The organism is Rhizorhabdus sp. GW822-FHT03C02, from assembly GCF_058801765.1.
Map to the genome: position 1 here is coordinate 914,205 of NZ_JBXANN010000001.1, position 20,646 is coordinate 934,850.

23 protein-coding genes are annotated in these 20,646 nt (G+C 67.3%); 6 read left to right on the forward strand and 17 right to left on the reverse strand.

What is annotated here, in order from left to right:
• Positions 1–23: 23 nt before the first annotated feature.
• Positions 24–380 (reverse strand): YraN family protein, encoded by a 357-nt coding sequence (locus tag AC1RM6_RS04250; protein WP_493098408.1) that lies wholly within the window; start codon positions 378–380, stop codon positions 24–26.
• On the reverse strand, positions 377–1,246 hold the full coding sequence (rsmI, locus tag AC1RM6_RS04255; protein ID WP_493098410.1) for a 16S rRNA (cytidine(1402)-2'-O)-methyltransferase: 870 nt from the start codon (positions 1,244–1,246) through the stop codon (positions 377–379). Before rsmI ends, AC1RM6_RS04250 begins: the two co-directional genes overlap by 4 nt.
• Before the next feature lie 11 nt (positions 1,247–1,257).
• Between rsmI and AC1RM6_RS04260 the strand changes: the two genes are divergently transcribed.
• Entirely contained in the window at positions 1,258–2,439 is a 1,182-nt protein-coding gene (locus tag AC1RM6_RS04260) for a penicillin-binding protein activator (protein ID WP_493098412.1), read from the forward strand.
• Positions 2,440–2,546: 107 nt separating this feature from the next.
• On the opposite strand, the gene hemW is transcribed toward AC1RM6_RS04260, so the two are convergent.
• From hemW to rph, 3 genes are read right to left on the reverse strand one after another with little or no spacing between them, the layout of a single operon-like run.
• The gene (gene hemW, locus AC1RM6_RS04265) at positions 2,547–3,689 is read right to left on the reverse strand and encodes a radical SAM family heme chaperone HemW (protein WP_493098414.1); all 1,143 of its coding nucleotides are present in this window, start codon (positions 3,687–3,689) and stop codon (positions 2,547–2,549) included.
• 14 nt (positions 3,690–3,703) lie between these two features.
• A complete protein-coding gene (gene rdgB / locus AC1RM6_RS04270) occupies positions 3,704–4,333 on the reverse strand; it encodes an RdgB/HAM1 family non-canonical purine NTP pyrophosphatase (protein ID WP_493098416.1) in 630 nt (209 codons plus the stop codon).
• The gene (gene rph, locus AC1RM6_RS04275) at positions 4,330–5,046 is read right to left on the reverse strand and encodes a ribonuclease PH (RefSeq protein WP_493098417.1); all 717 of its coding nucleotides are present in this window, start codon (positions 5,044–5,046) and stop codon (positions 4,330–4,332) included. Before rph ends, rdgB begins: the two co-directional genes overlap by 4 nt.
• 97 nt (positions 5,047–5,143) lie before the next feature.
• Between rph and hrcA the strand changes: the two genes are divergently transcribed.
• Entirely contained in the window at positions 5,144–6,187 is a 1,044-nt protein-coding gene (gene hrcA / locus AC1RM6_RS04280) for a heat-inducible transcriptional repressor HrcA (RefSeq protein WP_493098419.1), read from the forward strand.
• 36 nt (positions 6,188–6,223) lie between these two features.
• Here hrcA and AC1RM6_RS04285 read toward each other — a convergent pair whose 3' ends face one another.
• The gene (locus tag AC1RM6_RS04285) at positions 6,224–6,550 is read right to left on the reverse strand and encodes a PilZ domain-containing protein (RefSeq protein WP_493098421.1); all 327 of its coding nucleotides are present in this window, start codon (positions 6,548–6,550) and stop codon (positions 6,224–6,226) included.
• Positions 6,551–6,706: 156 nt separating this feature from the next.
• On the opposite strand from AC1RM6_RS04285, the gene AC1RM6_RS04290 reads away from it, so the two are divergent.
• Positions 6,707–7,564, forward strand: a complete 858-nt coding sequence (locus AC1RM6_RS04290) for a cytochrome b/b6 domain-containing protein (protein ID WP_493098423.1) — start codon at positions 6,707–6,709, stop codon at positions 7,562–7,564.
• The gene (locus tag AC1RM6_RS04295) at positions 7,561–8,316 is read left to right on the forward strand and encodes a molybdopterin-dependent oxidoreductase (protein ID WP_493098425.1); all 756 of its coding nucleotides are present in this window, start codon (positions 7,561–7,563) and stop codon (positions 8,314–8,316) included. The genes AC1RM6_RS04290 and AC1RM6_RS04295 overlap by 4 nt, the downstream gene beginning before the upstream one ends.
• Here AC1RM6_RS04295 and AC1RM6_RS04300 read toward each other — a convergent pair.
• The 4 genes from AC1RM6_RS04300 to AC1RM6_RS04315 all read right to left on the reverse strand — a co-directional run bounded on the left by AC1RM6_RS04300 (position 8,313) and on the right by AC1RM6_RS04315 (position 12,160).
• Positions 8,313–8,633: a hypothetical protein gene (locus AC1RM6_RS04300; RefSeq protein ID WP_493098427.1), complete on the reverse strand. Its 321-nt coding sequence runs from the start codon at positions 8,631–8,633 to the stop codon at positions 8,313–8,315. The genes AC1RM6_RS04295 and AC1RM6_RS04300 overlap by 4 nt on opposite strands.
• Before the next feature lie 23 nt (positions 8,634–8,656).
• Positions 8,657–9,631, reverse strand: coding sequence for a DMT family transporter (locus tag AC1RM6_RS04305; RefSeq protein ID WP_493098429.1), 975 nt, complete (start codon positions 9,629–9,631; stop codon positions 8,657–8,659).
• A 145-nt stretch (positions 9,632–9,776) separates the two neighbouring features.
• Positions 9,777–11,321, reverse strand: a complete 1,545-nt coding sequence (locus tag AC1RM6_RS04310) for a 2-isopropylmalate synthase (RefSeq protein WP_493098431.1) — start codon at positions 11,319–11,321, stop codon at positions 9,777–9,779.
• Positions 11,322–11,557: 236 nt separating this feature from the next.
• A complete protein-coding gene (locus AC1RM6_RS04315; RefSeq protein WP_493098433.1) occupies positions 11,558–12,160 on the reverse strand; it encodes a TMEM175 family protein in 603 nt (200 codons plus the stop codon).
• Between the two features lie 104 nt (positions 12,161–12,264).
• Here AC1RM6_RS04315 and AC1RM6_RS04320 point away from each other — a divergent pair, with 104 nt between their 5' ends.
• Positions 12,265–12,675, forward strand: coding sequence for a BLUF domain-containing protein (locus AC1RM6_RS04320; RefSeq protein WP_493098435.1), 411 nt, complete (start codon positions 12,265–12,267; stop codon positions 12,673–12,675).
• Between the two features lie 237 nt (positions 12,676–12,912).
• Here AC1RM6_RS04320 and AC1RM6_RS04325 read toward each other — a convergent pair whose 3' ends face one another.
• The 5 genes from AC1RM6_RS04325 to miaA form a co-directional block, all read right to left on the reverse strand.
• Positions 12,913–13,563: a YceI family protein gene (locus tag AC1RM6_RS04325; RefSeq protein ID WP_493098437.1), complete on the reverse strand. Its 651-nt coding sequence runs from the start codon at positions 13,561–13,563 to the stop codon at positions 12,913–12,915.
• Between the two features lie 129 nt (positions 13,564–13,692).
• The gene (ilvC, locus tag AC1RM6_RS04330) at positions 13,693–14,712 is read right to left on the reverse strand and encodes a ketol-acid reductoisomerase (protein ID WP_493098438.1); all 1,020 of its coding nucleotides are present in this window, start codon (positions 14,710–14,712) and stop codon (positions 13,693–13,695) included.
• 118 nt (positions 14,713–14,830) lie between these two features.
• Complete coding sequence (ilvN, locus tag AC1RM6_RS04335) at positions 14,831–15,346, reverse strand: acetolactate synthase small subunit (RefSeq protein WP_493098440.1); 516 nt, start codon at positions 15,344–15,346, stop codon at positions 14,831–14,833.
• 57 nt (positions 15,347–15,403) lie between these two features.
• A complete protein-coding gene (locus AC1RM6_RS04340; protein ID WP_493098441.1) occupies positions 15,404–17,158 on the reverse strand; it encodes an acetolactate synthase 3 large subunit in 1,755 nt (584 codons plus the stop codon).
• A 60-nt stretch (positions 17,159–17,218) separates the two neighbouring features.
• Entirely contained in the window at positions 17,219–18,169 is a 951-nt protein-coding gene (gene miaA / locus AC1RM6_RS04345) for a tRNA (adenosine(37)-N6)-dimethylallyltransferase MiaA (protein ID WP_493098443.1), read from the reverse strand.
• Between miaA and serB the strand changes: the two genes are divergently transcribed.
• Entirely contained in the window at positions 18,162–19,040 is an 879-nt protein-coding gene (gene serB / locus AC1RM6_RS04350; RefSeq protein ID WP_493098445.1) for a phosphoserine phosphatase SerB, read from the forward strand. The genes miaA and serB overlap by 8 nt on opposite strands.
• Before the next feature lie 70 nt (positions 19,041–19,110).
• Here the strand turns inward: serB and AC1RM6_RS04355 are convergent, their stop codons facing one another.
• Both AC1RM6_RS04355 and AC1RM6_RS04360 read right to left on the reverse strand, forming a co-directional pair.
• On the reverse strand, positions 19,111–19,407 hold the full coding sequence (locus AC1RM6_RS04355; RefSeq protein ID WP_493098447.1) for a hypothetical protein: 297 nt from the start codon (positions 19,405–19,407) through the stop codon (positions 19,111–19,113).
• 97 nt (positions 19,408–19,504) lie between these two features.
• Positions 19,505–20,569 carry an SPOR domain-containing protein gene (locus tag AC1RM6_RS04360; protein WP_493098449.1) on the reverse strand — a complete coding sequence of 355 codons (1,065 nt, stop codon included), beginning with the start codon at positions 20,567–20,569 and terminating at the stop codon, positions 19,505–19,507.
• Positions 20,570–20,646 lie beyond the last annotated feature (77 nt).

Sequence of the window (20,646 nt, forward strand, 5' to 3'; positions counted from 1 at the left end):
GTAACGAGCGATGCCGTCGCAGCCTAGTCGTCTCCATGCCAGACGTTGACGAGGTGAACCGGCAGCCGCCACGGCCGCACCAGCATCACGTCGATGCGGATTTCGGTCGCGTCCTGCCCGAAGCGGGCGACGAGACTGCTGGCCGCCGCGACCACCCGGCGCAGCCGATGCTCGTCGATCGCCATCGCAAGGTCGCGCGCGGTGCCGCGGGTCTTGACCTCGACGAAGGCGAGAACCCGCCCGCGCCGCGCGATCAGGTCGATCTCGCCCTGGCGGGTGCGCATCCGCCGGCCGACGATCCGCCAGCCGTGCAGGCGCAGCCACCAGGCGGCGATGTCCTCGCCGATCCGGCCGCGTCGCTCGGCCGCGCGCCGGGTCAAGGCGCCTCTTTGAGCGCCATCGCCCGCGTGTAGAGATCGCGTCGGTTGAGCCCGGTCGCCTTGGCGACCTCGCTCGCGGCCTTGCCGACCGGCAAACGGGTCAGCGCCTCGCGCAGCAGCATGTCGGCATCCGCCTCGGTCGCGGGCGGGGCCTCGCCGGGCGGGCCGACGATGATGACGATCTCGCCCTTGGGACCGCTTTCGGCATAGCGCTCGGCCAGTTCCAGGAGCGAGGCGGTGACGGTCTCCTCGAAGGTCTTGCTGATCTCGCGCGCCACCGCGGCCTCGCGGTCGCCCAGCCCGGCGGCGAGCGCGGCGAGGGTCGCGCCGAGCCGGGGCCCCGATTCGTACATGATCAGGGTTGCGCGGATATCGGCGATCTCGGCGATCGCGTCGGCGCGCGCCTTCTCCTTCGAGGGCAGGAAACCGAGGAAGAAGAAGCGGTCGGTGGGCAGCCCGGCGAGGGTGAGCGCGGCGATCGCCGCGCAAGGGCCCGGGATGGTGGTGACCGCGATGCCGGCGGCGCGGGCGTCGCGGACCAGCTTGTAGCCGGGGTCGGAGATCAGCGGCGTCCCCGCATCGGACACCAGCGCCACCGCGCCCGACGCCATGCGGGCGATCAGTTCGGGGCGGACATGGTCGCCGCTGTGATCGTGATAGGGAGTCATGCGGCGCTTGACGCCGATCCGGTTGAGCAGCTTGGCGGTGACCCTACTGTCCTCGACCGCGATCGTTTCGGCGCGCGACAGGATCGATGTGGCGCGCGGCGACAGGTCACCCAAGTTGCCGATTGGCGTGGCGACGATATACAGGCCCGGGGGGAGGGGCGCGTCGTCGGTCGGCGTGTCGGTCTGTTCAACGATCATAAGGATGCTCCATGACAGAGGCTTCCCTGCGCAAGCAACCGCGGGCTTCAATATTTCGTGTCGGTGCGATCCTGGGATCGATGCTGCTGGCGAGTTGCGCGGGCGTGGTGCCGAAGGGCAAGCCCGGGGTGGTCGCGCCGCCCAAACAGGAAGAGGCGCCGATCCCCGAGGTGCTGCCGCCCGACCAGCGCCACCGGATCGCGTTGCTGGTGCCGCTGACCGGCCCGAACGCCGCGGTCGGCCAGTCGATCGCCAACGCGGCATCGATGGCGCTCAACGACACCGGCAACAAGACCGTGCGCATGACCAGCTACGACACCGCCACCGGCGCCGCGGCGGCGGCGGCGCGGGCGCTGGCCGAGGGCAACCGGCTGTTCCTGGGGCCGCTGCTCGGCGAGGATGCGACCGCGGTCGCGCCCGCCGCGCGGGCGGCGCAGGTGCCGGTGATCTCCTTTTCGAACGATGCCGGGGTCGCCGGCAACGGCGTCTTCCTGATGGGTTTCTCGCCGAGCCAGTCGATCGACCGGGTGGTGCGGTTCGCCAAATCGAAGGGCATGAACAAGTTCGCCGCGCTGGTGCCGACCGGCGCCTATGGCCGCAGCGCCTCGACCAGCATGATCAAGGCGGTCGAAGGCGCCGGCGGCAATCTGGTCGCGATGAAAAGCTATGAGCGCAACGCCAAGTCGATGGGGACCGCGGTCGCCCAGCTCGGCAAGGACCAGGATTATGACGGCGTGCTGATCGCCGACAATGGCCGGGTCGCCGCCCAGGTGGTGCCGCTGATCCGCAAGAGCTCGAGCCCGCAGGCGCGGGTGTTGGGGACCGAGCTGTGGTCGGCCGAGCCCGCGCTGCTGACCTCGCCGATCCTCGGCGGCGCCTGGTATGCCAGCGTCTCGGACACGCGCTACCGCCAGCTCGCCCAGGCCTATCGCCGCCAATATGGCAAGGCGCCGTTTCGACTCGCCAGCCTCGGTTATGATTCGATGCTGCTGGTGGTGAAGATCGCCGGCGGCTGGAAGGTCGGCGACAAATTCCCGATCGCCAAGCTGCGCGACGAGGGCGGCTTCGTCGGCGTCGACGGCGCCTTCCGCTTCGCGCCGAGCGGTGTGGCTGAAAGGTCGCTCGAGGTGCGCGAACTGAGCCCGGCCGGCGCGAAGACGGTCGCGGTCGCGCCCGCCGGCTTCAAGGACTGACGGTTATACGCGATCTCGAAGATGCTGACGCATCCTCGATCGATAGGCTCAAGCGCCGCACGGGCTGATACCCAGTCCCGATGAGCAAAGCTCACCGGGATTGGCTATTAAACCGCGACGATCTCGGCGAGGATCGCGTTCAGCAGGAGCATGCCGGCCTCGGTGACGCGTAGCCGGCGGCCCTCGCGGGCGACCAGCCCGTGTGTGACAAGACGGTCGACCGCGGCGTCATCGATCAGCTCGTCGACCGGCACCCCGCTGCGTGCCGCGACATGGTCGAGGTCGATCCCGGCGTCGAGCCGCAGCCCCATCAGCAGGGCCTCCTGCGCGCGCTCGGCGGGCGCAAGCCTGTCCTCGCTCTGCAGGCCCTGACCATTGGCGGCGACTCGGGCGATCCAATTTTCGGGCTTCTTGTGCCGCACCGTCGCAAAACCGCCGCGGCGGCCATGCGCGCCGGGACCGATCCCGGCATAGTCGCCATAGCGCCAATAAGTGAGGTTGTGGCGGCTCTCGGCGCCCGGACGGGCATGGTTCGAGACCTCATAGGCGGGCAGGCCGGCCTCGGCCATCTGTGCGCGGGTCGCCTCGAACAGCGACGCCGCCTCGTCGGGATCGAGCGTCGGCAACTCGCCCTTGGCCTGGCGCGTCGCGAACTGGGTGCCGGGCTCGATCGTCAATTGATAGAGCGAGAGATGCTCGGTGCCGAAGCCGAGCGCGCGCGCCAGTTCGGCCTCCCAGGCGGCGGCGCTCTGGCCGGGGCGGGCATAGATCAGGTCGAAGCTGACGCGGTCGAAGGCGCGCTGGGCGGTGTCGAGCCCGGCGAGCCCCTCGGCGGTGTCGTGCGCGCGGCCGAGCCAGTCGAGCACCTGGTCGTCGAGCGCCTGCAGCCCGAGCGAGACGCGGTTCACGCCGGCGCGGGCGATATCGCCGAAGCGCGCCGCTTCGACCGATCCCGGATTGGCCTCCAGCGTGATCTCGATGTCGGGATCGACCGACCAGTGCCCGGCGGCGGCGTCGATCAGCGCGGCGACCGTCGCCGGCGGCATCAGCGACGGGGTGCCGCCGCCGAAGAAGATCGAGGTCAGCCGCCGGCCCGGCAGCAGCCGCGCCTCATGCGCGAGGTCGGCGAGCAGCGCCGTCCGCCATGCATCCTGGTCGACGCTGTCGCGGACATGGCTGTTGAAGTCGCAATAGGGGCATTTGGAGACGCAGAACGGCCAGTGGACATAGAGCGCCAGCGGTTCGGCCACGACGGAGTTGCCGCTCAAAACACCGCCGCGACGAGCTTCGCGAAGGCGTCGGCGCGGTGGCTCATCGCATGCTTGGCCTGCGGGTCCATCTCGCCGAAGCTGATGGCGTGGCCCAGCGGCTGGAACATCGCATCATAGCCGAAGCCGTTGTCTCCGCGCGGTGGCCAGACGAGGATGCCGTCGACCCGGCCTTCGAAAGTCTCGATATGGCCGTCGGGCCAGCAGAGCGACAGCGCGCAGACGAAATGCGCGTCGCGGCCGGCCTCGGGGCCCTGTTCGACGAGCCGGTCATGGACCCGGCGCATCCCCTCGGCGAAGTCGCGGCGTCCGTCCTCGAGCTCGGCCCAGCGCGCCGAGAAGATGCCGGGCTCGCCGCCCAATGCCTCGACGCACAGCCCGCTATCGTCCGACAGCGCCGGCAGCCCGGTCAGGTCGGCCGAGAAGCGCGCCTTGAGCTCGGCATTGGCGGCGAAGCTGGTGCCGGTCTCCTCGGGTTCGGGCACGTCGAGCGCGGCCGCCGAGATCGTCTCGATCCCGTACGGCGCCAGAAGTTCGGCGATCTCCCGCAGCTTGCCCTTGTTGTGGCTCGCCAGCACCAGCTTGCCCGGGGCGAGCTTGCGATGCGGGATATCGCCGACGCTCACCGGCCGGTCGCCTTGCGCTGGGCGGCGAACACTTCGCCGCAGCCGATCCGGGCGAGGCGGAGCAGGCGCAGCAGCGCTTCCTCGTCATAGGTCGCGCCCTCGGCGGTGGCCTGCGCCTCGGCGATATTGCCATTGTCGAGCAGCACGAAATTGGCGTCGGCATGCGCGTTCGAATCCTCGATATAATCGAGGTCGAGCACCGGCGTGCCCTCGTAGATGCCGCAGGAGATCGCCGCGACCTGCGCGGTGATCGGATCCTCGGCGATCGCGCCCGAGGCGAGCAGCTTGTCGACCGCGAGCCTGAGCGCGACCCAGCCACCCGAGATCGACGCGGTGCGGGTGCCGCCATCGGCCTGGATGACGTCGCAGTCGATCACGATCTGGCGTTCGCCGAGCTTGGTCATGTCGACCACCGCGCGCAGCGAGCGGCCAATCAGCCGCTGGATTTCCTGGGTGCGGCCCGACTGCTTGCCCTTGGCGGCCTCGCGGCTGCCGCGGGTGTGGGTCGCGCGCGGCAGCATGCCATATTCGGCGGTGACCCAGCCCTGGCCGCGGCCGCGCAGGAACGGCGGAACCTTTTCCTCGACCGAGGCGGTGACCAGCACCTTGGTGTCACCGAAAGCGATCAGCACCGATCCTTCGGCATGGACCGTGAAACCGGTCTCGATGGTGATCGGGCGCATCTGATCGGGGGTGCGGCCTGAAGGGCGCATGAAATTCTCCTAAGGTGACTCGGGGGCGCGTCTAGGCCGCAAACGCCCGAGCGTCCAGCTTGAGGGGAAGGCCAACTGTCCCTACATGTCGTGGAGAATGTCCGATCTTCCGATCTCCCAGCTTTCGAGCCGTGCGCGCGACGTCTTCCGGGTCGTGGTGGAAAGCTATCTCGGATCGGGCGCCCCGGTCAGTTCGCGGACGATCTCGCGGCTGGCGGGGCTGAGCCTGTCGCCCGCCTCGATCCGCAACGTCATGCAGGATCTCGAGGAACTCGGGCTGCTCGAGGCGCCGCACACCTCGGCGGGCCGCATGCCGACCCAGAGCGGTCTGCGGCTGTTCGTCGACGGCATGATGCAGACCGCGGCCCCCTCGGCCGAGGAACGCGCCGCGATCCAGGCGCGCGCCTCGCAGGGCGGCCCGGTCGAAGAGAAGCTGGCGGCGACCAGCGCGGTGCTGTCGGGCCTGTCGGCCTGCGCCGGAATCGTGCTGGTGCCGCGCAACGAACCGACCCTGCGCCAGCTCAGCTTCGTGCCGATATCGCCGCAGCAGGCAGTGGTGGTGATGGTCGGCGGCGACGGCAGCGTCGAGAACCGGGTGGTCGACATTCCGCCCGGTATCCCGTCGTCGGCGTTGGTCGAGGCCGGCAATTTCATTTCCGAGCGGCTGTCGGGCCTGACGCTCAGCGAGGCGCGGGCGCGGGTCGAGAACGAACTGAGTCACGAACGTGCCGCGCTCGACGCCGCCGCGGCGACCCTGGTCGATCGGGGGCTGGCGGTCTGGTCGCACGACAGCAGCCTGCGGCCGGTGCTGATCGTGCGCGGCCAGGCCAATCTCATCGACCAGGCCGCCGCCGCCGATCTCGAACGGGTCCGCCAGCTGCTCGACGAGATCGAGGGCAAGGAAGAGATCGCCCGGGTGCTCGACAGCGCGCGGGCGGGGCAGGGGATGAAGATCTTCATCGGCGCCGAGAACAAGCTGTTCTCGCTGTCGGGATCGTCGGTGATCGCCGCACCCTATCATGGCGCCGACGGCCGGATCGTCGGTGTGGTCGGGGTGATCGGCCCGACCCGCCTGAACTATGCGCGGATCGTGCCGATGGTCGATTTCACCGCGCAGACGCTCACCCGGATGATGATGTAGGGGAAGCGCGGCCGGTCGGTATGCGTCGAACCGGAATCAATGCGCGTTCTGCTGGCCGCTCTTGGTGACGAGGATCATCACCAGTTCCTCGCTCAGCGATTCCTCGAACTGGACCCCGAAGCGATTGCCCTCGACCCAGCGGACGATGCCCGGAACCTCGAGATGCTGGCGCTCGACGACGAGCTTGCAGCCGACCGGCGGCGGCGGCGAGGCGCTGAGCATCGCACCGCCGCGCGACACGTCGAGCAGCACCACGCCGGATTCGCCATGGACCGAATAGATGTTTGCGGCGAGCATGATCCGATGGCGGCCAAAGCGCCGCGCCTCGAGTTCCGCCTCCGCTATATTGTCGAGCACTGCCATAGAGGTCGCCCACCCCCGAGTCGTGAATCGTTGCGATCGAGCAACTATCCCGCTTTATCGCTAATTTTTGCTTAAACCGGCTGGCTAATGATCTTTCACCCAAAGCCGTTGCGCGATTTTTGTAACCTAGCGCCTGCTGCGTTCGTATAAGTGGCAATGACCGACGCGACCGATCAGCAGCATGGCGGCGATGCCACACCGCCACACGGTGGCGATCTCGTCCGGCGCCATCGGCTGTCGACGCGGATCTGGCACTGGATCAACGCGTTCACCGTCTTCGTCATGCTGATGAGCGGGCTGATGATCTTCAACGCCCATCCGCGGCTCTACTGGGGCCAATATGGCGCCAATTTCGACCGGCCCTGGCTGCAGATCGGCGCGACCGGCGGCGGCGACGGGTTGCTGATCGTCGGCAAGACGACCTTCTTCACCACCGGCCTGCTCGGCAGCTGGAAGGATGCGGCCGGGGTCGAGCAGCATCGCGCCTTTCCCTGGTGGGCGACGATCCCGTCGAGCTACAGCCTTGCCGACGCCCGGCTCTGGCATCTCGCCTTCGCCTGGGTGCTGGTGATCGGCGGGCTGGTCTATTGGCTGCTGAGCTTCGCCAATCGCCATGTCCAGCGCGACCTGTTGCCGAAGCGCGATGAACTCCACCCGCGCCATATCTGGCAAGACATATGCGCTCATGTCCGACTGCGCTTCCCGACCGGGATCGCCGCGATCCGCTATAACATCCTCCAGAAGCTAGCCTATCTGTCGGTGCTGTTCGGACTGCTACCGCTCGTCGTGCTGACGGGACTGACGATGTCGCCTGGCGTCAACGCCGCCTGGCCCTGGCTGCTCGACCTGTTCGGCGGTCGGCAGTCGGCGCGGTCGATCCATTTCCTGTGCGCCACGGGGATCGCGCTGTTCATCCTCGTCCATTTGCTGATGGTGGTGCTCGCCGGACCGTATAACGAGATCAGGTCGATGATCACCGGGCGCTACCGTCTGCCGAAGGAGCGCAACCGATGATCTCCAGACGCGGCCTGATAGGATCGATCGGGGCGGCGACCGGCGGATTGCTGCTGGCGGGCTGCAACAAGATCAACGCAAATCCGGCGGTGCGCGGCGTGCTCGAAAGCGCCGAGGGGCTGACGATGCGCGCGCAGCGGCTGATCGGCGATCGTTCGGCGCTGGCGCGCGAATATGGCGCGGCGGACATGTCGCCGATATTTCGCGCCAACGGCACCCGCCAGCCGGTCGGCGAGGCCTATGCCGCGCAGGCCGCCACGGGCTTCGCCGACTGGCGGCTCGGCATCGACGGGATGGTCGCGCGGCCATTGTCGCTGTCGCTGGCGCAGATCCGGGCGATGCCGAGGCGCACCCAGATCACCCGTCACGACTGCGTCGAGGGGTGGAGCGCGATCGGCAAATGGACCGGCGTCCCGCTCAAGCTGCTGCTCGACGCGGCGGCGCTCAGCACCGGCGCCCGCTACCTGATCTTCCACTGCGCCGACCGTTACGGCCAAGCCGATTATTATGAGAGCATCGACCTGATCGATGCCTTTCACCCGCAGACGATCCTCGCCTGGGCGATGAACGATGCGGTGCTGCCGGTTGCCAACGGCGCGCCGCTGCGGCTGCGCGTCGAGCGTCAGCTTGGCTACAAGCATGCCAAATATGTCCAGCGGATCGAGGCGGTTGCGAGTCTCTCCTCGCAAGGCCTGGGAAAAGGCGGTTATTGGGAGGATTACCACGACTATGCGTGGTATGCGGGGATTTAGGCTTTAGGCTGACAAAGCATCGGCAAGGCTGGCAGCAGGATCGCCCGGTGCGACAATGCGGGACCGATGAGCCGGTTGCGGTCGCCCTCGACGATCAGCGATCCGCCGATCCGGCCGAGCCCGACATAGCTGACCCCGGGCAGGCGATCGAGCCAGGGCTTGGCGGGTTCGCTTCCGATCGGCACCACCACCATCGGCCCGAAGCGCGCCGGCGCGGCGGTGAGCAGGGTCAGGACGACGATCACGACGATGCCCTGGAGCACCAGCGTGCGCCATCCGAACCTCGCCCCAGCGGCGGCCTGACCCGTCTCGTCCATCGGCCGGGTCTAGCCGATCATCGTTAACGGCCGGTCACCGGTTCGGCGACGGGGGCGGCGACCTCGGCGGCGCGGCGCGCGCGCCGGCCGTCGATCAGGCTGAACAGGCCGACGCCGCCGATCACCAGCACCGTGCCTGCCGCCTCGGGCAGGCCGAACGGTTCGCCGAGCAGCAGGATCGCCAGCAGGATCGTCACCACCGGGCTCAAGGTCGAGATGATCGCGGTGCCCTGTGCGCCGATCCGGGCGGTGCCCGCCGACATCATGAAGCTCGGGACGATCGTCGCGAACACCGCCAGCGCGACAATCTTGCTCCACGCTGCGGCAGGCAAGGCGAGGTCGGCCACCTGCCGGGTCAGCGCGAACTGTGCGATGACGACCATCCCGGCGGCGCTCATCGCGATCGCGGTGAACAGCACGGGGCCGCAGCGCAGGATCATCTCGCGCGCGAACAGCTGGTAAAGCGCGAAGCTGACCGCCGCCGCCATCACCAGGCCGGCGCCGGTCAGCATCGCCGGGGTGAGCCGCGCGGGATCGCCCGCGAACATGATCGCCAGCCCGGCATAAGCGAGCCCGGCCCCGGCCAGGGCATGGGCGCGCATGGGATGGCCGAGCAGCAGCCGGCCGAACAGGATCACCAGAAAGGGGTAGGTGAACAGGATCAGCCGCTCGGTCTGCGCCTCGAGCGTCTGCAGCCCTTCGAAATCGAGCCACGACGACACCCAATAGCCGAGCATGCCGACCAGCGAGGCGAGCAGGATGGTGCGCGCATCGGGGCGGTCCGCCGCCGGCGTGCGCCGCCATGCGCGGACCCCGACCGCGGCGAAGACCGGCACCGACAGCAGCATGCGCAGCGCGAGCAGGCTGGTCGCATCGATATGATAGACATAGATCAGCTTGATCAGGATGCCCTTGGTCGCGAACAGCATCGCGCCGATCGCCGACAGGCCGAAGCCGACCAGCCGCCGCCGGGCGGCGTCGGGGTGTGACGAAGACATGGAAAATCCTTTTCCTCGGCGGGGTGGCCGGAGGGGGCGATAGTCTTGAAATTAACCGTCGCCCCGGCCGCCCAAGGCTTGAGCACAGCCTGTCATCTTGCGCGGCCCCGGCCTCCGCCGGGGCGACGGATAGTCTCTCCCGGCCTCAGCCGACCGCGCGATTGTCGAGCGGGGTCTTGCCGCGCTTGACCGCCATCTTGTTGAGCGCGTTTACATAGGCCCGCGCGCTGGCGACCATCGTGTCGTGATGCGCGCCGCGGCCGCGGGTGGTGCGGCCATTTTCGGACAGCAGCACCGAAACCTCGGCCTGCGCGTCGGTGCCGCCGGTGACGGCATGGACCTCGTAGCGCTCCATGATCGAGCTTTCGTGCGGCACGATCATCCGGATCGCATTGAACAGCGCGTCGACCGGGCCGTTGCCGCGCGAGGTCACCGTCTTGTCCTCGCCATCGACCTCGAGGGTCAGGATCGCGCGCTGCGGGCCGTTCGATCCGCAATAGATCTCGACCTCCTTGACCTGGATCGAGTCGTGACCGCGCAGCACCTCGTCGTCGACCAGCGCGACGATATCCTCGTCGTAGATCGCCTTCTTGGCGTCGGCGAGTTCCTTGAAGCGGCTGAACGCGTCCTGGAAGGCATTGTCGCCCAGCACATAGCCCAGTTCCTCGAGCTTCTGGCGGAAGGCGGCGCGGCCCGAATGCTTGCCCATCACCAGGCTCGACTGGTTGAGGCCGACGCTCTCGGGCGTCATGATCTCATAGGTCGAGCTGTCCTTGATCATCCCGTCCTGGTGGATGCCGCTTTCATGCGCGAAGGCGTTGGCGCCGACGATCGCCTTGTTGGGCTGGACCTGGAAGCCGGTGATGCCCGACACCAGCCGGCTGGCGCGGGTGATCTCGGTGGTGACGATGTTGGTGCGCACCGGCATCACGTCGTGGCGGACCTTGAGCGCCATCACGATCTCTTCGACCGCGGCGTTGCCGGCGCGTTCGCCGATGCCGTTGATCGTCGATTCGACCTGGCGGGCGCCGCTCATCACCGCCGCCAGCGTGTTGGCGACGCCCAGGCCCAAATCATTGTGGCAATGGGTCGAGAAGATCGCCTGATCCGCATTGGCCACCCGGTTCATCATGTCGCGGAACAGCGCGCCATAGGTCTCGGGGGTGGCATAGCCGACAGTGTCGGGCAGATTGATCGTGCGTGCGCCGGCGGCGATCGCGGTCTCGATCGCGCGGGCCAGGAAGTCGGGCTCGGTGCGGGTCGCGTCCTCGGCCGACCATTCGACGTCGGGGCACAGGTTGCGCGCCAGACGCACGCTGCGGTCGATCGCCTCGATCACCTCCTCGGGGCTCTTGTTGAGCTTGACCCGCATATGCAGCGGCGAGGTGGCGATGAAGGTATGGATGCGTGGGTGGACGGCATGGCGCACCGCTTCCCAGGCGCGTTCGATATCGGCATTGGCGGCGCGGGCCAGCGAGGCGACGGTCGCGCTCTTGCACTGGCGGGCGACCTCGGTCACCGCCTCGAAATCGCCGGGCGAGGCGATCGCGAAGCCTGCCTCGATGATGTCGACGCCCATCGCTTCCAGCTGGGCTGCGACCTGCAGCTTTTCCTCGAGGTTCATCGAACAGCCGGGAGACTGCTCGCCGTCGCGCAAGGTGGTATCGAAAATCAAGATCGTATCGGTCACGGAACCTGCTCCTGTGCAGGGTTGTCATTCTGGGTGGCTTTTACCCCTTAGACGCCGTGGCTTGCCGGGCCGGCTTCGACCCCAAGCGAAAACGCGCGCCTAAGGGCGCGTAAGTCGAAGCAGGAGAAGGGCGCGATACTGCGTCATCGGGGGCGCTGATACATCGAAGCGCCCCGCCAGTCCATAGCGATTGATCATTGCGCGATATCGGCAATGGCTGGTCTGAAATTGCCGGTTCAATGCGACCTGAACAGCCGGTCGACCCGTCCACCCGGGGCCACCCATATCACCGCGACGATCAGCACGCAGAACAGGCTCGCATAAGGCAGCAGGAAGGCGAGCAGCATGCCGAGCGTATAAAGTATGATCGACGCCACCACCTTATGTTGCTGGAGATGGTGCTCGCTGCTGGCATCGGTGGCCGCGGCATGCACCAGCGCCTCACGCTCGAGCCAGGGATAGACGAGCGCGGGGGCGAGCAGCGATGCCAGATAGGCGGCGGTCGGGATCGGCGCGGTCGGATGATCGCCCCACCAGGCGGTGCCCAGCGGGATCAGCGACAGGAAGAACAGCCAGACCATGTTCGCCCAGCGCAGTCCGTTGGTCGACGCGCAGGCGCGGTCGAGCAGCTGATGATGATTCATCCAGTAGATCGCGACCTGGAGGAAGCTGAGCGCATAGGCGACGAACACCGGCCACAATTTGGCGAGTGCGGCCAGCGTCGGCTGCTGGGGCGGCTGCAGTTCGAGCACCATGATCGTGATGATGATCGCGATCACGCCGTCGGAGAAGGCCTCGATCCGGCCGGTTTCGGAGGGCTTGGCGGGGGGCTGGTCCATCGCCCGACCATGGCGGCGGCCCGCTACGCTGTAAATGCCGGCGAAGCTTCAGCTTTGTTTAGCTTTTGCGCCGTAGCGATCGGCCGACAGCTCCGGAGATCGCCATGTTGCAGCTCATCTATATCAGCTCGGTCCGGCCGGGCCTCGTCGCTTCCGACATCGACGACATTCTCGCGGTGTCGCGCCGCCGCAACGGCGTCGACCGGGTGACGGGCCTGCTCGTCCATGACGGCCGCCGTTTCCTCCAGGCACTCGAGGGCGAAGCCGCTCTGGTCGAGGCGGCCTATGCGCGGATCCGCGCCGATGGCCGCCACCGCGCGATCGTCACCCTGTCGCAGCGTGAGGTGGCGGCGCGCGAGTTCGGCAACTGGGCGATGGCGGCGCATCAGGCCGGCGCGGGCACCGGCAAGGCGTCGCTCGCCGAGGCGGTCGACCGGCTCGTCGCCGACATCCCCGACGCCAACACCCGCGAACTGTTTCGCGGCTTCGCCCGGATCGAACGGAAGGCGGCCTGATCGGCGCTTGCCTGCATCCCTACCTGCACTAGCGAGGGCGCATTCTCTTCTTCGTCGCCCCGCACTTGTTGCGGGGGCCATGGCTATCGCCGCGCAGGTCGACCGCCGAGGATCAAGGCAGCCATCGCTGTGCCTTCGTCAAGCTATATCGCCCGACGCAGCAGCCATGGACCCCGCAACAAGTGCGGGGCGACGGGTTAGGTTAACGCGTACGGGTCTTGCCCCGGGCGGCGTGGATCAGGCCGGCTTCTGGAACGCCACGCTGATCTCGAGCGGTACCTCGTCGGGTACCATCGGGATGCCATAGCTGATCCCGAAATCGCTGCGCTTGACCACCGTCTTGGCCTCGAAGCCGACATTGAGGCTGGTCTTCTTGATCATCGGGTTGGTGAAGCTGCCCGCGCCGATGAAATGCGCGTCGAGCGTCACCGGCTTGGTCACGCCCTTGATCGTCAGATTGCCGCTGATCGTTGCCTTGGTGCCGCGGACCTTGACCGTCGTCGAGCGGAAGGTCGCGGTCGGGAATTTCGCGGCGTCGAAGAAATCTGCGCCTTTGAGATGCTCGTCGAGCTTGGCGTTGGTGGTGGTGATCCGGGCGATCGGGATGTCGATCGCGACCTTGGCGGCGCCGGGATTCTTCGGATCGAGGATCAGGCTGCCGGTCGGATCGCCGAAGATGCCGCGATAGAGGCTGAAGCCCATATGGTTGACCGTGAAGGTCACCTGGGTGTGCGCCGGATCGACCTCATAGGTGCCGGCGGTGACGCGGGCCGGATCGGGTGCGCCCGGCGGCGTGGTCGGCATCTGTGCCATTGCGGGGGAGGTGGCAGCGGGGAGGGCGGCCGACCCGATCGCAAGGGCGGTCCACAACAAGGCGGTGCGCGTCATTCATCGTCTCCTCGGTTATCGGCGCCAGGCTAGTCGGCGCCGCTCCACAAGGCAAAGACGTTCGAAGGATGCGCGATCCGACAATGCGGGCCCGGCCGATCGAAAGACCGGCCGGGCCGCGGCATGTTCTTAGTTCTTGGCCTTGTCGACCAGCTTGTTCTTGCCAATCCAGGGCATCATCGCGCGCAGCTCGGCGCCGACCTTCTCGATCGGATGTTCGGCGGCGAGCTTGCGCGACGCCTTGAGCTCGGGCTGGCCGGCGCGGTTGTCGAGGATGAAGCGCTTCACGAAGCGGCCTTCCTGGATGTCCGCGAGCACGCGCTTCATCTCGGCCTTGGTTTCGGCGGTGATGACGCGCGGGCCGGTATGGATGTCGCCATATTCGGCGGTGTTCGAGATCGAATAGCGCATGTTGGCGATGCCGCCCTCATACATCAGGTCGACGATCAGCTTCACTTCGTGGAGGCACTCGAAATAGGCCATTTCCGGCGCGTAGCCGGCTTCGGTCAGCGTCTCGAAGCCCGCCTGGATCAGGTGGGTCAGGCCGCCGCACAGCACCGCCTGCTCGCCGAACAGATCGGTCTCGCACTCTTCCTTGAAGGTGGTCTCGATCACGCCCGAACGGCCGCCGCCGACCGCCGAGGCATAGGACAGCGCGATGTCATGCGCGTTGCCCGACGCGTCCTGGGCGATCGCGATCAGGCAGGGCACGCCGCCGCCGCGCTGATATTCCGAACGCACGGTGTGGCCCGGGCCCTTCGGCGCGATCATGAACACGTCGATGTCGGCCTTGGGCTCGATCAGGCCGAAATGGACGTTGAGGCCGTGCGCGAAGGCGAGCGCGGTGCCCGGCTTGATGTGCGGGGCGATGTCCTGCTCGTAGATCGCGGCCTGATGCTCGTCGGGCGCCAGGATCATGATGATGTCGGCCCAGGCGGCCGCCTCGGCATTGCTCAGCACCTTGAAGCCGGCCTCTTCGACCTTCTTGGCGGTGGCCGAACCGGGGCGAAGCGCGATCGCGACCTCGGTGACGCCCGAATCCCGCAGATTCTGGGCATGGGCATGGCCCTGGCTGCCATAGCCGACGATGGCGACCTTCTTGGTCTTGATGAGGCCGATATCGGCATCACGATCATAATAGACGCGCATTTCTTGCTTCCCTTTGGGCCGGCACGACCTGTCGATTGCGCAGGCGGCCGCGTGGTTGAAATATGGTGAGGGCCCCCTAGCGGGCACATGCCCGCGCGTCGACCCTTTCATGCCTGTTTTACAGGGCTTCCTTGCCCCGAACGATCGCGGCGACGCCGGTGCGGGCGACCTCGACCAGCCCGACCTCGCGCATCAGTTCGAGGAATTTGTCGATCTTCTCGGGACCGCCGGTCACCTCGAAGATGAAGCTCGAGATCGTCGAGTCGACCACGCGCGCGCGATAGACCTCGGCGAGGCGCAGCGCCTCGATCCGGTGGTCGCCGGTGCCGGCGACCTTGACCAGCGCCAGCTCGCGCTCGACATGCGGGCCGACCACCGACAGGTCGGTGACCGAGTGGACCGGCACCATCCGGTCGAGCTGGGCGACGACCTGTTCGATCACGCTCGGCGTGCCGGTGGTGACGATCGTGATCCGGCTGATCTTCTCGTCCTGGGTGACGTCGGCGACGGTCAGGCTCTCGATATTATAGCCGCGGGCCGAAAACAGGCCGGCGATCCGCGCGAGGATGCCCGATTCATTATCGACCGTGATCGAAAGCGTATGCCGTTCAGTGGCTTCCTGCTTGATATGCATATCGTATCTCTGAATCCGTAAAGAGCGGGGTGGGCGGCAGCGACGATCCTGCGGCGATCAGACGAGCGCCTTGGCCTCGTCGTCCATCTCGCCCACGACCTCGTCGGCTTCGAGGATCATGTCGGTGTGCGCGGCGCCCGACGGGATCATCGGGAAGCAGTTGGCGAGCTTCGCCACCCGGCAGTCGACCATCACCGGACCGTCATGCGCGAGCATCGCGGCGATGCCGTCGTCGAGCTCGTCGACCTTCTCGATCCGCAGCCCCTTCCAGCCATAGGCCTCGGCCAACTTCACGAAATCTGGCAAGGAGTCGCTGTAAGATTCTGAATAGCGGCCATTATAGGTCAGATCCTGCCACTGGCGCACCATCCCCATATATTCATTGTTGAGGATGAAGACCTTGACCGGCAGCCGGTACTGGGTGGCGGTGCCGAGCTCCTGGATGTTCATCTGGATCGAGGCTTCGCCGGCGATGTCGATCACCAGCGCGTTCGGATTGCCGAGCTGCGCGCCGATCGCGGCGGGCAGGCCATATCCCATCGTGCCGAGCCCGCCCGAGGTCAGCCATTTGTTCGGGCCTTCGAAGGTGAAATGCTGGGCCGCCCACATCTGGTGCTGTCCGACCTCGGTGCTGATGATCGGCTTCTTGTGGTGGGTCGCGTCCCACAGCCGCTTGATCGCGTGCTGGGGCATGATCTCCTTGGTCGACGCCGGATATTTGAGGCTCTTTTTGGCGCGCCATTCGTCGATGCGCTGATACCAGCCCTTCAGGTTGGCGGGCTGGTGGGCGCGCGCCTTCCACAGCTTGACCATGTCCTCCATCGCCCGGCCGACATCGCCGACGATCCCGACATCGGCGCGCACGATCTTGTTGATCGACGAGCGGTCGATATCGATGTGGATCTTCTTCGAATGCGGGCTGAACGCGTCGAGGCGCCCGGTCACCCGGTCGTCGAAGCGCGCGCCGAGGCAGACGATCAGGTCGGCCTGGTTCATCGCATAATTGGCTTCATAGGTGCCGTGCATGCCGAGCATGCCGAGCCATTGCGGCGACGAGGCGGGGAAGGCGCCCAGGCCCATCAGCGTCGACGTCACCGGCGCGCCGCTGATCCGCGCGAGTTCGCGCAGGATCTGGCTGGCCATCGGTCCCGAATTGATGATGCCGCCGCCGGTGTAGAGGATCGGCCGCTCGGCCGCCGCCAGCATCTCGACCGCGGTCTCGATCAGGGCGGTGTCCGCCCTGACCTGCGGGCGATAGCCCTTGTGCGGCATCTCGTGCGTGGTCGGCCGGCGATAGCTGGCGGTGGCGACCTGGACATCCTTGGGCAGGTCGATCACCACCGGCCCCGGACGGCCCGAGGTGGCGATATGGAACGCCTCATGGATGATGTCGCCGAGCTTCGCCGGGTCCTTCACCAGATAATTATGCTTGGTGCAGTGGCGGGTGATGCCGACCGTGTCGCATTCCTGGAAGGCGTCGGTGCCGATCAGTGGGGTGCCGACCTGGCCGGTGATCACCACCATCGGGATCGAATCCATCAGCGCGTCGGCGATGCCGGTGACCGCATTGGTGGCGCCCGGTCCCGAGGTGACCAGCACCACGCCGGGCTTGCCGGTCGAGCGCGCATAGCCCTCGGCGGCATGCGCCGCGCCGCCTTCCTGGCGGACGAGGATGTGGCGGATCCGCTTCTGCTTGAACAGCGCGTCGTAGATCGGAAGGACGGCGCCGCCCGGATAGCCGAACACGACCTCGACACCCAGGTCGTTCAGCGCCTGGATCAAGATTTCGGCCCCTGACATTTCGGCGGTCATCGATTCATTCCTGCAAAAACTGGTCGGTGAATAAGAAGGGCGTGCCCTAAAGGTAACAAACTACCCTGTCAACGCCTCATGGTGCAATATTATTGCTAATTCATTGATGGAATCATCGTCTAATTGCGTTTCGATCCGTCGCCAGGCGGCAGGCAGCTGGTGGCGGAACCAGGTATATTGTCTCTTGGCATATTGCCGGGTTGCCGCCTTGGCGCGCTCGGCCATCATAGCATGATCGATCCGCCCCTCGCACCACGCGATGATCTCCGGCACGCCGATCGCGCGCATCGCCGGCAAATCGGGGTCGAGCCCGCGGTCGAGCAGCGCCCGCGCCTCGTCGACGCCGCCGCCGACGATCATCAGGTCGAAGCGCATGTCGCATCGCGCGCGCAGCCAGTCGCGCGGCGGCAGCAGGATCGCCGGCACGACCGTGACGTCGTCTGCGATTCCTCCGCTAAGCTGTTGTTGCCATTGATGAATAGGGGTGGAGGTCGCGCGCACGACCTCGAGCGCGCGGGCGATCCGCGTGCTATCCTGGGGATGGAGCCGGGCATGGGCCGGCGGGTCCTCGATCGCGAGCGCGGCATAGGCCCGGTCGGTCGGAAGCGCGCGCACCGCCGCGCGGATCGTCGGATCGATGTCGGGGACCGGGGCGATGCCGTTGAGCAGGGTGCGCAGATAGAGGCCGGTGCCCCCGACCAGGATCGGCAGCCGATTCGCCGCATGCGCCCCGGCGATCGCCGCGCGCGCGTCCGCGGCCCAATCGGCGGCCGAGCAGGGCATGGCGGCATCGCGATAGCCGAACAGCCGGTGGGGCGCGCGTGCCGTTTCGGCGTCGTCGGGGCGTGCGGACAGGATGCGCAGATCGGCATAGACCTGGCTCGCATCGGCGTTGATCACCACGCCGCCGGCGATTTCGGCGAGCCTGACCGCCAGTGCGGACTTGCCGCTGGCGGTCGGCCCCGCAATAAGCGCGACCTTGGGTTTGGCCGGGGAGGCAATATTGTTCATCGCGACGCTGATAGCATCGGAAACACTGGCCGAGGGCGATATTTCGGATGCCTCAGACCGGATCGCCGCGACCGGTGCCTTCCCGCTCGCGCCGGCCTGGATCGAACCTGGCATCGCCTGCGATATCGGTTTCAGCGGCGATCGCGCGACGGTGCGCGCCGCGCTCGAGGGGCGCTGGCCGGGTGTCGACGTCATCGTCCAGGATGTCGGGGGACGCCGGCGCAAGCTGCTGATCGCCGACATGGATTCGACGATGATCACGATCGAGTGCATCGACGAACTTGCCGATTATGCCGGCATCAAGCCGCAGGTCGCCGAGGTGACCGAGCGGGCGATGCGCGGCGAGCTCGACTTCGAGGGCGCGCTCGACGCCCGGGTCGCCTTGCTCAAGGGGCTCGATGCGGCGATGATCGACCGCTGCCATGCCGAACGGGTGGTGATCATGGGCGGCGCCAAGCCGCTGGTGCGGACCATGCGCGCGCAGGGCGCCGACTGCTATCTGGTCTCGGGCGGCTTCACCGTCTTCGCCGATCGTGTCGCCGAGGAGATCGGCTTCACCCGCGCACTGTCGAACCGGCTCGATATCGCGGGTGGGCGGCTGCTCGGCACCGTGTCGCGGCCGATCATCGGCGCGCAGGCCAAGCGCGAGACGCTGCTGGCCGAGGCGAAGCTCCACGGCCTCGACCCGTCCGATGCGCTGGCGGTCGGCGACGGCGCCAACGATATTCCGATGATCGAGGCGGCGGGGCTGGGAGTCGCCTATCACGCCAAGCCGAAGACCGCGGCGGCGGCGGCGGCGCGGATCGACCATTGCGATCTCACCGCGCTGCTCTACGCGCAAGGTTATAAGCGATCGGAATGGGTGAGCTAAAGTGATTTGAAGCTGGATGGAAACATCCGGCGGCTCGGAATTCACAGGAAACGAAGAATCCTGGGGAGCGTCAGTCGCGCTCCGACACGGGGCTGCTCATGTCCGAGAGGATGGCGGCGAGCGCGAAGGCGACCGCCGCTTCGCCGCCGTCGAACGCCAGCAACACGCCGTCCGAGCGATGTCCCGCGATATGCGCCGCGATCTCGCCGGCCTCGGGATGGCGAAGCGCGACCGGGGTGCCGATCGCCGGAGGATCGATCAGGTCGAGTCGCGCGCCGCTGCCCGAAATGTCGCACAGCGCCGCCTGGCGGGCCGCGCCGTCGATGATGATCAGGCACGGACGCCGGCGACGCCAGGGGCTGGCCATGGCGGCGGCACGATCGAAAAAAGGGTGGGCGGACATGGACGCTCGAACTGGGAAGGACTGATGGCGTTGTCCTAGCCCGCAAAGCGCCAATAATGGGTTAAGGCGCGACCGGGAAGCAGCCGGTGCCGGTCGCCTTGACCGAATCGCACGCTGAATTGGCTGCCGCGCGGGTGCCGAACGGCCCGGCCTGGAGGCGGGTCATCGCGCCGACCGGGACATAATAAGGCGTCAGGGCCTTGAGGCCCGCCGATCCCGAAATCTTCGCCCATGCCGATTGCGCGGCCCCCGGGGTGCCGAACGCGCCGAGCTGGATCCGGAACTGTCCGCCAGCGCTGGGGGCGACCGGCGGCTTGGTCGCGGGCTTGGGCGGCGTCGCCTGCGCGACGGCGGGCTTGGGCGGAGGCGCGACGGCCGCCGCCGACGGCGCGGGCTTGATCGGCGCGGTCACGACGGGGGCAGGGGGCTGCGACGCCGGTATCGCCACCTGGCCGATCGGTGCGGGGCCGGGGGCACGTGATGCCGCGGCCGGCGCCGGAGGCGGCGTTGCCGACGAGCGCAGGGTCAGCGGCGATCCGGCGCCGGCGTCGGCGCTCTTGAGCCGGTCGCTGCGTTCCATTTCGCGGGCGATCGCGAGGCCGGCCTGTTTCTGCGGTTCGGGAACCAGCGAGTCCATCTGGGCGAGGCTGGTGCTGGCGGCGCCGATTCCCGCCGCCTTGGCGCGGGTCATGAAGGCGTAGGCGCGGGTCCAGTCCTTGGGCAGCGAATCGCCGTTGAAATAGGCGGTTCCAACGACATATTGCGCGCGCGGCTCACCATGGTCGGCGGCCTTTTTGAGCCATTGCATCGCCTCGTCGCGCTTGCCGTTCTGGAACAGCGCGAGGCCCAGCGTGGCCTGCGCCTGTTCGTGATCGGAGGCCGCGGCCTTGCGATACCAGTCCATCGCCTGATTCTGGTCGGCGGGGACGCCGCGGCCGAGCTTATATGCCTGGCCGAGGTTGAACTGGGCATCGGGATCGCCCGACGCGGCCGGGCCGCGCCATTCGGCGACCGCCTTGGGATAATCGCCGGCCATCCAGGCATCGACGCCTTCCTTGACCCCCGCAAACACCGGCGTCGCCGTCATGATCGCCAGAAGCCCGCAGCCGGCCAGAAAAGCCCTCATCGTCCGAAATCCCCGCATTCGCACCGCTGTCATTCCCCGCTGATAGCGGCTTTGTGACCGTATCGCGACTGCTGATT